The organism is Roseateles flavus (genome assembly GCF_039872765.1).
Classification (GTDB): Bacteria; Pseudomonadota; Gammaproteobacteria; order Burkholderiales; family Burkholderiaceae_C; genus Roseateles_B; species Roseateles_B flavus.
The window spans coordinates 86038-99377 of record NZ_JBDPZC010000006.1; the positions used below are offsets into that span (position 1 = coordinate 86038).

Here is a 13340-nt window from a genome sequence, read left to right on the forward strand (position 1 = left end):
GTGTCATGGACGGTCCCGCCTGGCGCGCACGCCCTCACGCCCTGGCCGGGCAGTGCATCGCCCACACCGAGGCCTGGGAAGGCGGGGCGGCCCTGGACCGGCACTTCGGTGCGCCGGCGGATCGCCGAGCCCTTGGCAGCCTGGATGCCGTCCATGCCGCCGTCGCCCAGGGCGATTGCGATCTGGGGCTGGTGCCCCTGGAGAGCAGCCAGGAGGGCATGGTCAACCGCAGCCATGACCTCCTGTTCGCTGGCGGTGTCAAGGTCGTGGGTGAACTGCTGCACGAGACCGGCGGCGGGCCGGCGGCGCCTGCCTGCGTCCGTTTCGGGCTCATCGCGCCCCCCGAGCACCCGGCTGACGCCCTGGACGACCGCCTGATGGTGGCCGTGGTGCTGACGGAGCGGACGGGCAGCCTGGCGGACCTGCTGAGGCCCCTGGCGCGCCGCGACATCGCCATCGGGCACTGGTGCGCAAGGCCGGCGCGCCAGGACGGCTGGCACTATCGATTCCATTTCACGCTGTGCGCCCCGGCGGACAGCGAGGACGTCCGCCAGGCCCTGCAGGACGCTGCCACGCAGTGCAGGGAGCTGCGGCTGCTGGGCCGCTTCAGAGCGGCTCGACTGGGGCAGCCGGGCCGCTCAGCGGCCTAGGAGCTGCAACCGGGCCGGTCAGCGGCCTTCAAAAGACCTTCAAAAGACCTTCAAACGGCCTTCAAACGGTCCTCAGGCGGCCTGCCCTTCCAACCCGCCGGTCACGCGAGAGGGACCCCAGACCCGTGCGCTGGGGGAGCTTGGCCGGCCCGGCATCGCCTCGGCACGGCTGGACGCCTCACATCACTCCCACGCGGCATGCCGCGCCCGCGGTGTTACGAGCCACCCCCCTCATGGCGGCTGGCCGTCCCCGTGGACGCCCGGCCGATCCGAGCCGGCCGCGGTCAAGGGGTGCCACCAGGGCATTCAATTGATTTTCTACTCGCGTAATCAAGCGTGAAAGCAGATCTTGAATGGCAGATCTGCGGGTCTCGAGGCCTACCTTCCGCCTTCATTTTCTGCAAATGTAACCAAACGAAATTCACACGGGCGCCAGTAGATGATGGTCATTTGGGCAAATTGAAGCGCCTGATCATGAAGGTGGTCACATATTGTTACGCCGACTCCGGGTTGTCCCCAGAGAATGCATAAAACGCGAGCACTTAGTTATTTATTGAGCATGGCTGCTCGACGAACATGGGAGTCACACATGCAAGGAATCATTCAGTTCACGGCAGGGCTGCCGCATTGCGCGGCCGGCTTTGAGGATTCGGAATGCGAGCAGGCCATGGCGGCCTTTGCTGGCCGGCAGGGCTTTGACCACTGCCTGTACCTGGCGCACGTCTACCCGCCCATGACCCGCCCCACCGTCATTCAGGCGGGCAACTGTCCCGAGGGCTGGATGGCCGCCTACTCGAGCCAGAACTTTGCCGAGGTCGACCCCTGGATCCGGCATGCCCAGTCGCACAGCAATCCCTGGCTGTGGGACTCCAGCAGCCAGCAAGCGCCCGCCCCCTTCTGGCTGACGGCCCTGCGCCATGGCATGCGCCATGGCTGCACGCTGCCCGTGCGGACGGAGCACGGCATCATCGGCGCCATGACCCTGGCCCGTGCGAAGGAGGCTGTGTCGCTGGACGAGTACGCCCAGAAATCGGCCAGCCTGCAGGCCTTCTGCCATGACCTGCACGCCGGGCTGCTGAAACGCCGCCTGCCGCAGCTGTTCCACCGCCCGGATTCCCAGCTGAGCGAACGCGAGCGAACCATCCTGAAATGGACGGCCGATGGCAAGACCTCCTCGGAGATCGCGCTCATCCTGGGGCTGACCAAGCGCACCATCAACTTCCATGTGGCCAAGGCCACCCTGAAGCTCAACTCCACCAACAAGACGCAGGCCGCGTTGAAGGCGGCCGTGCTGGGCATGCTGTTCTGAGTTCGGGCCGTCGAGTCCTCGCGGCGCGGCCGCCTCAGGTGCTCATCTGCCGGCAGGCGCGGGCGCAGCGGCGGCAGGCCTCGGCGCAGTGCTGGCAGTGCGCGTGGGCATGGACGGCGCAGGTCGCCGCGCAGGCATCGCACACCTCGACACAGCAGCGGCAGAGCGAGGCGCTGAACTCGCTGTCACGTGCCATGAAGCCGGCACAGAGGCGGCAGAGGGCGGCGCAATCCATGTCCAGCGTGATGCAGCGCGCCAGCATGGGGAGCTCGGGTTCGCGAAGGCCGGCTGCGGCACAGTGGTCGCAGGCATCGGCGCAGACGTGGCAGGCAGTGATGCAGGCGTTGTACAGCTGGGCGTTGTGAGCGCTGGCGGGCATGGGGGGCTCCAGGAGCTGTGGCGGGGAGCAGCGAAGGCGGCAATCCGCATGCCCGCTGCCGGGACCTCCTCAGCGGCGGCGCCTGCCTGGCGTCAGCGCACGCCCAGATAGCCCAGCACGGCGTCTACGATGGCGCGCTCGATCTCGGGCATCGAGAAGCCCAGCGGCGGCTCGATGACGGCCGCATGCACCATGGATTCGATGATGCGCTGGATCACCCAGGCCGCCAGCTGGAGGTCCTGAGGCACGATGTCGGCACGGTGCTGCTCCAGGAGTTGCTGGACCCTGGAGAAAATGCCCTTGTCGGAGGGGCTGTCGTTGGGCTTGGGCACTTCGAAGAAGGGCAGCTCCTGCTCCAGCACCCGGTGCAGACGCGGCTCGACCATGTGGGCGGCCATCAACGCCCGCACCATGGCTTCCACCTGGCTGCGCAGATTGCCACGCTGGCCCGTTCCCAGCACCGCCTCGATGACCTGGTACATCTGGCCGGCATGGCGTTCGTGCAGCGCAGCGACCAGGGAGTCCTTGTTGGGGAAGTACTGGTAGACCGAACCCACGCTCACGCCGGCACGCTCAGCCACGAGATTGGTGCTGGTGCCGGCATAGCCGCGTTCCGCCAGCACGCCGGCAGCGGCCTCCAGGATGGCATCCACCATGCGGCGGGACCGGGCCTGGCTCGGGATCTTTCGCGGACCTGCTTGCGGGTTGGGCATCGCGTTTTCGCTGGGGGCAAGATGTCAGGGCATCAGGGAATGTCAGGCGGCCGCTCGTGTGATGGACACGAGCAGGCCTCAAGCGTCTCGGGGACCCTGTTGCCGGCTGCCCGGGAGCGGGGCTCCGGGCCTTCGCCGCCAGATGCCGGTCACGGAGTGACTTGCAAATGCGAGCTTGTATGCATTTTATTGCATAGCCTCAGGCCAGGCGTCGGCGGCCGGTTCAGACTCATCCCACAATCAGGTGACAAGCCGGCGCTGCCAAGTCTGCCCCCGGCTCAGGGCTGGGGGGCCAGCCAGCGATCCAGGAAGCCGCTGAGCCAGGCCATCCCTGCCCGGTCGTGGCGACTGCCCTGCATGCGCTGCTGCGACAGCTGCTGGGCGCCCGGCGCCGACAGCTTGTGCAGCGCGGACTGCGCCCAGCGGTTCATGGTCTGGAAGCTGACCTCGGGATGGAACTGCAGTCCATAGGCCGCCGAGCCAAAGCGCACGGCCTGGTTCTCGAAGACCTCGCCCACCGCCAGCTGCTCCATGCCGGCGGCCAGGCCGAAGCCTTCCCGATGCCAGTGGTAGACCCGTTCCGGCCACGGCCCCAGCGAGCGGCCCAGCGCAGTGGGCCGTATCGGCCAGTAGCCGATTTCGACCTGCCCGTCACCTCGGGGCTGTATCGGCGCCCCGAGGTGACGGGCGAGCAGCTGGGCACCGAGGCAGATGCCCAGGAAGGGCTTGCGCTCGCGCAGGGGGACGCCGATCCAGTCCGTCTCCTCCCGCATCCAGGGATCCGTGTCGTTGGCGCTCATGGGCCCTCCGAACACCACGGCACCGCTGTGGTCCTCCAGCGAGGATGGCAGTGGCTCGCCGAGAGGCGGGCGCCTCAGGTCCAGGGCATAGCCCTTCTGCACCAGCAGCCGCCCCACCCGCCCGGGCGAGGACTGCGGCCGGTGCAGCACCAGGAGCACGGGGCGCTTCATGGCAGCTCCACGTTGAGGACCAGGGCGCTGCGGTCCGGCCGGCCCCTCAGCTCCTCGAAGGACACCATCACGTGCTCGCGGTAGGCCGGCCGCTCGCACAGGCGCTCGTACCAGGCCGCCACATGGGGCAGCGCGGGCCGGGCGATGTCCATCGAGAAATAGCGGTACAGCGTGGCGCCGGCCGGGATGTCGCCCAGACCGAACTGTCCGCCGCTCAGAAAGGGCTGATGCGCCAGGATGCCGTCCAGGCGCTGCAGGTGCTGCGCGCTGAGGGCCAGCTTGGTCCGGATCAGGGGCCAGTCGCGGGACTGCTCCGGCGTGCGCACCAGGGCCCAGAACAGGCCCAGCATCAGGTCCGGCTCCAGCGTGCTCTGGCTCCAGTCCATCCAGCGCTCGCTGAGGGAGCGCCGGTAGGCATCCTCAGGCCAGAACGCCTCGCCCCCTCGGCGCGCGGCCAGGTAGCGAAGGATGGCGTGGGACTCCCACACCACCTCGCCGTCCAGCTCGATCACCGGGATGCGCTGGTGCGGATTGAGCCGCTCGAACGCGGCTGTCTCGCAGCCGCCGAAATCGCCGCCCAGCGGCACATGGCGATGGGCGAGGCCCAGCTCGCCGATCAGCCACATCACCTTCTGCACATTGAAGGAACTGCGCCGTCCCCAAACGGTCAACATGACTGCCTCCTCATTCACGAGTGATCTACAACAAAGAATCCATGTCCACGGCCTGCATGCGGTCCAGCCCGGCGCGCAGGTCGGCGATGAGGTCCTGCGGCTCCTCCAGCCCGACGTGCAGGCGCACGCACTGGCAGCCCGGCTCGCACAGGGCGCGCAGGCGCCCTTCCGAGGCATCCAGCGGCAGGGCCAGGCTCTCGTAGCCGCCCCAGGAGTAGCCCAGGCCGAAGCACTTCAGCCCGTCCAGAAAGGCCTCCACCGCTGCGAAGGGCACCGGCTTCAGGACCACGGTGAACAGGCCCGAGGAACCGGTGAAGTCCCGCTTCCACAGCGCATGGCCGGGGCTGCCCTCCAGCGCCGGGTGCAGCACACGCGCCACCTCCTCCTGCTGCTGAAGCCAGCGCGCGACGGCGAGCGCACCCTGCTCGTGCTGCCGCAGGCGCACCTGCATCGAGCGCAGGCCGCGCAGGGCGAGGAAGATCTCGTCGGGTCCCGCGCACAGGCCCAGGTCGCCGTGCAGAGCCTTGAGCGCCGGCCAGGCGCGCGGGGATGCGGACACCGTGCCCAGCATGCCGTCCGAGTGCCCCAGCAGGTACTTGGTGCCGGCCTGGATGACCAGGTCCACGCCCGCCGCATGGGCCTTGAAAAACAAGGGCGTGGCCCAGCTGCAGTCGGCGATGACGCGCAGGCCATGCTGCCGCGCCATGGCCACCAGCGCAGGGACGTCCTGCACCTCCATGCTGTGCGAGCCTGGCGACTCCAGGTAGATCGCTCGGGTGTTCTCCTTCACCCAGCCGCCCAGCTCGGCACCGGTGCCGGGCGGGAAGTAGCTCACTTCGACGCCCAGGCGCCGCAGCAGGCCGTCGCATGCATGGCGCACGGGGCCGTAGACCGCATCCGTGACCAGCACGTGATCGCCCGGCTCCAGGCAGGCCATCAGGGCGAGGGTGCAGGCCGACAGGCCCGAAGGACACAGCACCACCCCTGCCCCGCCCTCGAGCTCGCACAGGGCGCGCTCCAGGGCCTCGGAGGTGGGGGTGCCGCGCCGGCCGTAGATGTAGGGCTGGGTGCGGCCCAGCAGATCGCGGACCGTGGGGCTGAGGACGGTGGAGGCACGGAACACGGGCGTGTTGACGAAGCCGTGGTAGCGCATGGGATCCCGCCCCGCATGGACGAGGCGGGTGCCCGTGCCCAGCGCGGGGACGTCGCCGCCGGCCTGCAGGGCCTCGTCCAGGAGGCTGTCGCTGCTCATGGCCACAGCAGCTGCCGGGTCCATTGCTGGCCCTGGCGGCGGTAGCGCAGGCGGGTGAAGCGGCGCTGGCCATTGGACTGCCAGAACTCCACGTCCAGCGGCTTCAGCGCATACATGGTCCAGTGCTCAGAGGCCAGCTCGGGATCCTGCTGCAGGCGCTCCAGCTGCTGGGCCAGCGCGCGGTCCAGGTCGGCGGACTGGTCCAGCACCTCGCTCTGGCGCGCAGCGAGGATGGCGGCGCGGGACTTCTCCGGCCGGCTGCGGAAGTCGGCCAGCCCGGCTTCCCGGGGCAGCGCGATCACCTCGCCGCGCAGGCGGACCTGGCGAGCGGTCCCCGGCCAGTAGAAGGTCATGGCGGCCTGGGGCTGGCGCGCCATCTGGCGGCCCTTGGGGCTGGCGGCGTTGGCGGCGAAATGCCAGCCCTCCTCGCCCACGTCGAGCAGCATCACCGAGCGGGCATCGGGCGCGCCGTCGGGGTCGACCGTGGACAGCGTGGTGACCTGCGGCTCGCTGACGCCCCGTTCCAGGGCGTCGTCGAGCCACTGCATGAACAGGGCCTGGGGCGTGGCGGGCACCGCCGAGGTGTCGAAGTCGGACAGCTGGCCGGTCAGCACCGGCAGCGCCTTGAATCGTTGGATCAGGGATTCCATTGGGTCTTCACTCCATGCCGAACTGGATGGCCCGCGCGATCAGGCGCTGGGCGGCGAGGTAATCGGGGATCTCGGCCAGGAAGCCGTCGACCACGGCCGCCGGCACGCGCTTGCCGCCGGACCGGCTGCGGGCTTCGTCGAAGGCCTGGATCACGCGGCGAGCCAGGGACAGCTCTGCGGCGGTCGGTGTCAGCCAGCGGTTCACCACCGGCACGAACTGCGCGTTGACGATGGCCTTCGAACGGAAGCCGAGGTCGCGGCAGCGCTGCATGTCCAGCTCGGCGCCTTCGTTGTCGGAGTAGCTGTAGGGACAGTCGATGGACGGCATGCCCACAGCCGCGCACTCCACGAGAAAGCGCGAACGCACATAGTCCAGCTCATGGCCGGCGCGGGTGCGGCGGGCGCCCATGTCGGCCACCATGTCCTCCGTGGCAACCAGCAAGGCGCTGATGCGGGCACTGCACTTGGCGATGGCCATGGTGTTGATCAGGCCCTGCGTGCTCTCGATATTGGGCACCAGCTCGGTGGAGCCCGTGGGGATGCCGTACTCGCGCTCGTAGTGGCTCACCGCCTGATCCAGGGCCACGACCTGCATGGGCGTGGAGATGAAGGACATCATGATGATGTCCGGCCGGTGGCGCATGACGGCCTCCAGGTCCTCCATGCCGCCGTTCTCCAGCGGGTTGACGCGGACGGAGGTCAGAATGCCGGCCTCGCGCCAGGCGTTCAGCACCTCGCCGCTGAGCTGGCGGGCCTCGGGGCGCCGCGCCGGCGGGGTGAAGGTCTCCAGCTCCTGCACCAGCACGTCGGCGCCGCTATGGACGCCTTCGAGCAGGGCCTGCCGGTCGGCACCGGCGAGGAAGAGCCAGGATCGGCGCAGGGCCGGAGCTTTCTTGCTTGAGGGATTCACGTCAGATTCCTTGATGGGGGTTGATGCGTGGGTTCAGGCCGCCAGCAGGGACTGGGCCAGGTCCCGGGCCTCGGACTCGCTGGCGACGCTCACCAGCAGCAGGCCGAAGGCCTTCTGCATGGCCTGCGCCTCCTTGGCGGCCGCGGCCCGCTCCTGCGGGTCCGGCTCGACCGTGATGAGGGCGCGGCAGTGCTCGGACAGCGCGTCCTTGTTCGACTTCAGCCACAGCGCGCGCTGCTTGCGGTCCTCCAGCGTCTCCTCGGGCCGCTCGGGCAGGAAGAGCAGCACGAAGGCCTGGGCCCGGGCCACCAGGGCCTCCATCTCGCGGGCCCAGCGCGCGGCGTAGCCGGGCCGGATGGCGTCGTTGCGGAAGGTGACGACGGGGAATCCGTCCATTTCGAACACTTGGGCGGCTTCGATGGCAGCGTCCATGGCTTCTCCTTTCATGAGAGTGGTGAGGGGGGCGGCGAGCGGCTCAGCGCTTGCCCGGCGGTGCCTTGGGCGTGAACGGGGGCTTGGCCAGCCACACGACGGCGATGGCCAGCATGAAGACCCAGCCCAGGGCGTAGGCCACGTCGTTGAAGGACATCTGGTAGGCCAGCTGGTCCAGGTAGTGATTCAGGCGGAAGGCGAAGGCGGTGTCACCGGGCGCCAGCGGCGCGGCGGCGGGACCCAGCGTGCCGGGGGGCAGCCCTTCCACGAGGTGGGCGTGGTGCAGCACGGCGCGCCGTTCCCAGACCAGGGACGTGAGGGACACGGCAAAGCTTGCGCCCAGGGTGCGGCTGAAGGTCGAGAGCCCCGAGGCCGCGGCGATCTCCTGCGGCTTGAGGTCAGACAGCAGGATGGCATTGATCGGCATGATGAACAGCGCCAGGCCCAGCCCCTGCAGCAACTGCACCGCGGCCACGTGCGTGAAGTCCACGCCCAGGAAGAAGCCCGCGCGGATGAAGGACGCCGCGCCGAGGATGGCGAAGGCGCTGCACACCATCCAGCGCATGTTGAAGCGCGGGGCGTACTTGCCCATGAAGGGCGTCATCAGCACCGGGAGGATGCCCATGGGCGCGGCCGCCAGGCCCGCCCAGATGGCGGTGTAGCCCATGGTGCGCTGCAGCCACTGCGGCACGATCACATTGACCGCGAAGAAGGCGGAGTAGGCCAGCACCAGGGTCACCGTGCCCGCCGCGAAATTGCGGTTGGCGAAGAGGCGCAGGTTCACGATGGGATTGCGCTCATGCAGCTCCCAGATCACGAACACCGCCAGGCTCAGCGCGGCGATCAGGCTCATGATGACGATGAAGGGTGACTGGAACCAGTCCTCGTCATTGCCCTTGTCCAGCACCACCTGCAGCGCGCCCACGCCCAGCACCAGGGTGGCCAGGCCGATGTGGTCGACCCGCACGGACTCGGTCTTCTCGGGCTTGCCCCGCATCTGCGAGGACACGGTGGCCGCCGCGAAGAGGCCGATGGGGACGTTGATCAGGAAGGTCCATTGCCAGGAGTAGCTGTCGGTGATCCAGCCGCCCAGCAGGGGCCCCGCGATGGGCGCCACCACCGTCACCATGGCAATCATGGACAGCGCGAATCCCCGCCGGTGTGGCGGGTAGATGGACAGCATCAGGGCCTGCGTCGTCGGGATCATCGGCCCGGCGACCGCCCCCTGCAGGGCGCGGAACAGCACCAGCGCGCCCAGGCTCTGGGCCAAGCCGCACAGCAGCGAGGCCAGGGTGAAGAGCAGGGTCGACCAGATGAACAGGCGCACCTGCCCTACCCGCTTCACCAGGAAGCCGGTCAGCGGCAGCGCGATGGCATTGCAGACCGAGAAGGTGGTGATCACCCAGGCACTCTGGTTGGTGCTGACACCCAGATTGCCAGCGATGGTGGGCAGCGACACATTGGCGATGGTCCCGTCCAGCACCTGCATGAACACCGCCAGCGCGAGGCCGACGGTGGCCATGGGCACGCTGGGCGGCACGAACTCGGCGCCCGCCGGCGCCGGCGGTGCTGCCGCGGGCGCGCCACTGCCAGCGCCCGGCAGCGCGACCGTTCCGGCAGCCGCACTCATCGACCGTCTCCCAGCACCGCAGGCAGGGCCGCGGGCCGTCCGCCACGGACGATGCGCTCGATCAGGCCATCCACGGCGTCGACCTGCTTGCGATAGACGTCGGTGCTGAGGCCGGGCCGGCTGCGGGGCTGAGCCACCAGCAGGGGGCCGCTGACGTCATGCACATCCACCGTGGCCCGCATGGACAGGCCCAGGCGCAGGGGATGGCTGATCAGCTGCTTCGGGTCCGTCAGCTCGATGCGCACCGGCAGCCGCTGCACGATCTTGATCCAGTTGCCCGTCGCGTTCTGCACCGGCAGCGGCGAGAAGGCGCTGCCCGTGCCCAGGCCCAGGCTGGCGACGCGGCCGGTGTAGCTCACGGCGTCGCCATAGGCATCCGCACGCAGTTCCACGGCCTGCCCGATGCGGATGTGGGCCAGCTGCGTCTCGGTGAAGTTGGCCTCCACCCAGACCTGGTCCAGGGGCAGCACCGACATCAGCGCGCTGCCCGGCGCCACATGCTGACCCAGCTGCACCGTGCGCTGCGCCACATGGCCGGCCACGGGCGCGATCAGCGCGGTGCGCATCTGGTCCAGGTAGGCGGAGCGCAGCGTCGCGGCGGCCTTCTGGACCTCCGGATGGGACACCACCACCGTGCCGTCCACCAGGGCCTTGCTCCCCTGGTACTGCTGCTCCAGCGAGGCCACGGTGCTCTGCGAGGCCGCCAGCGCGCTCTGTGCGGCCGACAGGGTGTCGCGGGCATGGGCCAGCTCCTCGTCGGAAATGGCGCCGGAGCGGGCCAGCTCCTTGCGGCGCTGGTAGTCGGCACGGGCCTTGTCCAGCGTGACGCGGCGGGACTGCACATCGGCCTCGGCGGCCTGGATGGTGCTGCGCAGGCCGCGCTCCTGGGTGTAGAGCCCCTTCACCTTGCGCATGACGCTGGACAGGTCCGCCATGGCGGAGGACAGGGCCACGTCGCTGTTCGTCCGGTCCAGCGAGACCAAGGTCTGGCCCAGGCGCACCGGCTCGCCCACGTCCGCGGCAATGGCCACGACCGTGCCCGCGGTCTGCGGCGTGATCTGGACCAGATTGCCCTGCACGTAGGCGTTGTCGGTTTCCTCCTGCCAGCGCCCTTCCTGCTGGTACCAGAAGCCCCAGACCGCCGCGCCGACACCGGCGCCCAGCAGCAGGGCCCGCAGCAGCAGCGTCCTGCGTTGCCTGGAGGCCGGGCCGCCCGGTTCCGCCGGAGGGACGGATGCCGCGCCAGCAGGGGCGGCGCCCTGCACGTTCTTGTCTGTACTCATGATTGCTTCCTCTGCGTCGTGATTCATGGCCCTCGGGCCGTCGGGCTGCTAGAGCCGGGGCTCGACTTCCGCCTGGAAGCCGCCGCCCAGGGCCTTCACCAGCTGCAGGCCGTCCTGGATGCGCTGGGCCTGCAGGGCCGCCAGGCCTTGCTCGGCGAGCAGCAGCTGCTGGCGCACCGACAGGACATCCAGATAGCTGCCCACGCCCGCCCGGTAGCGCTGCTCGGCCAGCTGCCAGGCCTCGCTGGCGGCGTCGCGGGCGCGCTGCTGCTGCTCCAGCTGCTCGGCCAGCGAGCGCTGGGCCTGCACCTGGTCCGCGACCTCGTTGACGGCGCGCACCAGGGTCTGGTTGTAGAGAGCGACGGCCTCCTCGTACTGCGCCTCCTGCAGCGCCAGGCTGGCCCGGCGGCGACCGCCATCGAAGAGGGGCAGGTTCAGGGCCGGCGAGAGCTGGGCCATGCCGGCGCCGCTGCGCAGCAGCTCATTCCAGGGCGTGGCGGCCACCCCCACCAGCGCGGCCAGGTTCAGGTTGGGCATGAAGGCCGTGCGGGCGGACTCGACATGCAGCCGGGCCGACTCCACCTGCCAGCGCGCGGCCACGATGTCGGGGCGACGGCTCAGCAGGTCCAGGGGCAGCCAGGCCGGCGCCAGCAAGGGGGCGTCGGAGGGCCAGGCCGGGCGTGTGATCGCCGCCCCTCGCGCAGGCCCCTGCCCGAGCAGGACCGACAGCGTGCTCTGAGCCATGCTCACCAGGCGCTCGGCCATCAGACGCTGCCGTGCGGCGCTGGCCATGTCGCTGTCGGTCTGGCGCAGCTGGGCCTGGGTGCCCAGGCCGCTGCCGACACGCTGGCGGGTGAGGCGCTGGACCTCGGCCACGCGCTCCTGCTCGGCCTGGGCGATGTCGCCCTGCACATGGGCATAGGCCAGCTGCATGTAGGCCTGGGCGACGGCCACGCTCAGCTGCATGCGGGCGTCCTGCGCCGAGACCTCGGCCGCGCGAAGCGTCCCCAGCGCGGCGGTCCAGGCGGCGCGGCGGCCGCCCCAGAGGTCGGGCGTCCATTCCAGCTGCAGGCCAGCCTGCCACTGGCGGCTGAAGCGCCCGCCGCCCTGCTCGGGGGCCACGGCTCGAGAGGACTGGCGTTCTCCCTGCCAGCCCAGGCTGGCCGAGACCTGAGGCGCCAGGCTTGACTGCTCCACGCCGGCCAGGGCATGGGCCTGGCGCAGCCGAGCATCAGCCACGGCTGGATCCAGGCCATGGGCCAGCGCGTCGTCGATCAGCGCATTGAGCTGGGGATCGGCCAGCGCCAGCCACCAGTCCTGGCGCGGCCAGGGGTGGGTGGCGGCCGGGGCCGCAGCGCCGGCGGCAGGCACCTGGAGCGCCTGGGCCTCCAGAAGGCTGGCGGCCTGGCCCGGCGGAGGTGGGGTGGCACAGCCGCCCAGGGCCGTGGCGAGCAGGACCAGGCCGGTCAGGCGATCGGTCGGCCGGCCTTGGCGGGGCATGGCGCCCTGGGCCGTGGCCCCGGCCAGGCGGCCGGCGGATGCGAATGTTTGCGTGTGGCGATTCATGGTGTTGCCTCTCCCTGACCTGAATTCTTGGGCGGGGTGTCAAAAGCGTGATAGCGTTGTTCGATCTAAAAATAATGATTTCCAGTCATGCCCAACACCGCCCCGCCGATCAGCCCCGAGCCTTCCCCCGACCTCAGCGAACGGGCGGACGGCCCGCCGCTGATTGCCATCTGGGGCGAGGACGATGCCGGGACCGAATACCGCCTGGGCACCCGCGAGATCGACTGGCACAGCCATCTGCGCGGCCAGGCCTTCTGCGTGGAGAACGGCCTGGTGCATGTGCGCACGCCGCATGGCTCCTGGCTGCTGCCGCCGCACCGGGCCGGCTGGATTCCGCCGGGCATGGCGCACAAGGTCAGCATCAGCGGCGCCATGAGCGGCTGGAGCGTGGTGATCGCGCCCTCGGCCTGTCAGTCCCTGCCGACCACGCCCTGCGTGTTCGGCATCAGCGAGCTGATGCGGGCCCTGGTGCGCCGCGCGGTGTCCTGGACGCAGCAGGAGCGGCTGAACCCCGAACAGGAGCGCATGCTGGCCGTGCTGCTGGACGAGATGCGCCAGGCCCCGCACGAGCCCCTGCATCTGCCCATGCCCGAGGACCGGCGGCTGCTGCGCATTGCCAATGCCATCCTGGAGCAGCCCGAGGACAAGCGCACCATGGACGACTGGGCGCAGTGGGCGGGCCTATCGCCCAGCACCCTGGGCCGGCTCTTCATGGCCGAGACGCAGGTCAGCTTCGCACAGTGGCGGCAGCAGGCGCGGCTCACCCACGCGCTGGAGCGCCTGGCGCGCGGCGACAGCGTCGCCAACGTGGCCGACGCGCTGGGCTACGCCACGCCCAGCAACTTCATCGCCATGTTCCGCCGCTGCTTTGGTGACTCGCCCGCCCATTACTTCGCCCAGCGTTCGCCGAGCCGCTGAGGG

14 protein-coding genes are annotated in these 13340 nt (G+C 69.9%); 3 read left to right on the top strand and 11 right to left on the bottom strand.

Annotated elements, in window-relative coordinates; all coding sequences use genetic code 11:
• Positions 1 to 5 precede the first annotated feature (5 nt).
• Together ABDJ40_RS13720 and ABDJ40_RS13725 are read left to right on the top strand one after the other, a co-directional pair.
• A complete protein-coding gene (locus ABDJ40_RS13720) occupies positions 6 to 650 on the top strand; it encodes a prephenate dehydratase domain-containing protein (RefSeq protein WP_347610579.1) in 645 nt (214 codons plus the stop codon).
• A 589-nt stretch (positions 651 to 1239) separates the two neighbouring features.
• Entirely contained in the window at positions 1240 to 1959 is a 720-nt protein-coding gene (locus ABDJ40_RS13725; RefSeq protein WP_347610581.1) for an autoinducer binding domain-containing protein, read from the top strand.
• Positions 1960 to 1993: 34 nt separating this feature from the next.
• On the opposite strand, the gene ABDJ40_RS13730 is transcribed toward ABDJ40_RS13725, so the two are convergent.
• From ABDJ40_RS13730 to ABDJ40_RS13780, 11 genes are all read right to left on the bottom strand, one after another.
• Positions 1994 to 2338 (bottom strand): four-helix bundle copper-binding protein, encoded by a 345-nt coding sequence (locus tag ABDJ40_RS13730; RefSeq protein ID WP_347610583.1) that lies wholly within the window; start codon positions 2336 to 2338, stop codon positions 1994 to 1996.
• A 92-nt stretch (positions 2339 to 2430) separates the two neighbouring features.
• Positions 2431 to 3051: a TetR/AcrR family transcriptional regulator gene (locus tag ABDJ40_RS13735; protein ID WP_347610585.1), complete on the bottom strand. Its 621-nt coding sequence runs from the start codon at positions 3049 to 3051 to the stop codon at positions 2431 to 2433.
• A gap of 278 nt (positions 3052 to 3329) precedes the next feature.
• Entirely contained in the window at positions 3330 to 4022 is a 693-nt protein-coding gene (locus tag ABDJ40_RS13740; protein WP_347610587.1) for a glutamine amidotransferase, read from the bottom strand.
• Entirely contained in the window at positions 4019 to 4696 is a 678-nt protein-coding gene (locus ABDJ40_RS13745) for a glutathione S-transferase family protein (RefSeq protein WP_347610589.1), read from the bottom strand. The genes ABDJ40_RS13740 and ABDJ40_RS13745 overlap by 4 nt, the downstream gene beginning before the upstream one ends.
• 25 nt (positions 4697 to 4721) lie before the next feature.
• Complete coding sequence (gene metC / locus ABDJ40_RS13750; RefSeq protein WP_347610591.1) at positions 4722 to 5948, bottom strand: cystathionine beta-lyase; 1227 nt, start codon at positions 5946 to 5948, stop codon at positions 4722 to 4724.
• Positions 5945 to 6598: a pyridoxine/pyridoxamine 5'-phosphate oxidase gene (locus tag ABDJ40_RS13755; RefSeq protein WP_347610593.1), complete on the bottom strand. Its 654-nt coding sequence runs from the start codon at positions 6596 to 6598 to the stop codon at positions 5945 to 5947. The genes metC and ABDJ40_RS13755 overlap by 4 nt, the downstream gene beginning before the upstream one ends.
• A 7-nt stretch (positions 6599 to 6605) precedes the next feature.
• Positions 6606 to 7508, bottom strand: coding sequence for an HpcH/HpaI aldolase/citrate lyase family protein (locus ABDJ40_RS13760; RefSeq protein WP_347610595.1), 903 nt, complete (start codon positions 7506 to 7508; stop codon positions 6606 to 6608).
• Between the two features lie 33 nt (positions 7509 to 7541).
• Positions 7542 to 7940, bottom strand: coding sequence for a hypothetical protein (locus tag ABDJ40_RS13765; protein WP_347610597.1), 399 nt, complete (start codon positions 7938 to 7940; stop codon positions 7542 to 7544).
• A 43-nt stretch (positions 7941 to 7983) separates the two neighbouring features.
• Positions 7984 to 9570, bottom strand: a complete 1587-nt coding sequence (locus ABDJ40_RS13770) for a DHA2 family efflux MFS transporter permease subunit (RefSeq protein ID WP_347610599.1) — start codon at positions 9568 to 9570, stop codon at positions 7984 to 7986.
• Positions 9567 to 10853: an efflux RND transporter periplasmic adaptor subunit gene (locus tag ABDJ40_RS13775; protein ID WP_347610601.1), complete on the bottom strand. Its 1287-nt coding sequence runs from the start codon at positions 10851 to 10853 to the stop codon at positions 9567 to 9569. Before ABDJ40_RS13775 ends, ABDJ40_RS13770 begins: the two co-directional genes overlap by 4 nt.
• A 48-nt stretch (positions 10854 to 10901) precedes the next feature.
• The gene (locus tag ABDJ40_RS13780) at positions 10902 to 12419 is read right to left on the bottom strand and encodes an efflux transporter outer membrane subunit (protein WP_347610603.1); all 1518 of its coding nucleotides are present in this window, start codon (positions 12417 to 12419) and stop codon (positions 10902 to 10904) included.
• An 87-nt stretch (positions 12420 to 12506) separates the two neighbouring features.
• Between ABDJ40_RS13780 and ABDJ40_RS13785 the strand changes: the two genes are divergently transcribed.
• A complete protein-coding gene (locus tag ABDJ40_RS13785) occupies positions 12507 to 13337 on the top strand; it encodes an AraC family transcriptional regulator (RefSeq protein ID WP_347610605.1) in 831 nt (276 codons plus the stop codon).
• The last annotated feature ends 3 nt before the right edge of the window (positions 13338 to 13340 follow it).

Bases quoted from the DNA above. Each gene is read 5' to 3' on its own strand.
- ABDJ40_RS13720 (WP_347610579.1), top strand. From the start codon at position 6: ATGGACGGTCCCGCCTGGCGCGCACGCCCTCACGCCCTGGCCGGGCAG.
- ABDJ40_RS13725 (WP_347610581.1), top strand. From the start codon at position 1,240: ATGCAAGGAATCATTCAGTTCACGGCAGGGCTGCCGCATTGCGCGGCC.
- ABDJ40_RS13730 (WP_347610583.1), bottom strand. From the start codon at position 2,338: ATGCCCGCCAGCGCTCACAACGCCCAGCTGTACAACGCCTGCATCACT.
- ABDJ40_RS13735 (WP_347610585.1), bottom strand. From the start codon at position 3,051: ATGCCCAACCCGCAAGCAGGTCCGCGAAAGATCCCGAGCCAGGCCCGG.
- ABDJ40_RS13740 (WP_347610587.1), bottom strand. From the start codon at position 4,022: ATGAAGCGCCCCGTGCTCCTGGTGCTGCACCGGCCGCAGTCCTCGCCC.
- ABDJ40_RS13745 (WP_347610589.1), bottom strand. From the start codon at position 4,696: ATGTTGACCGTTTGGGGACGGCGCAGTTCCTTCAATGTGCAGAAGGTG.
- metC (WP_347610591.1), bottom strand. From the start codon at position 5,948: ATGAGCAGCGACAGCCTCCTGGACGAGGCCCTGCAGGCCGGCGGCGAC.
- ABDJ40_RS13755 (WP_347610593.1), bottom strand. From the start codon at position 6,598: ATGGAATCCCTGATCCAACGATTCAAGGCGCTGCCGGTGCTGACCGGC.
- ABDJ40_RS13765 (WP_347610597.1), bottom strand. From the start codon at position 7,940: ATGGACGCTGCCATCGAAGCCGCCCAAGTGTTCGAAATGGACGGATTC.
- ABDJ40_RS13770 (WP_347610599.1), bottom strand. From the start codon at position 9,570: ATGAGTGCGGCTGCCGGAACGGTCGCGCTGCCGGGCGCTGGCAGTGGC.
- ABDJ40_RS13775 (WP_347610601.1), bottom strand. From the start codon at position 10,853: ATGAGTACAGACAAGAACGTGCAGGGCGCCGCCCCTGCTGGCGCGGCA.
- ABDJ40_RS13780 (WP_347610603.1), bottom strand. From the start codon at position 12,419: ATGAATCGCCACACGCAAACATTCGCATCCGCCGGCCGCCTGGCCGGG.
- ABDJ40_RS13785 (WP_347610605.1), top strand. From the start codon at position 12,507: ATGCCCAACACCGCCCCGCCGATCAGCCCCGAGCCTTCCCCCGACCTC.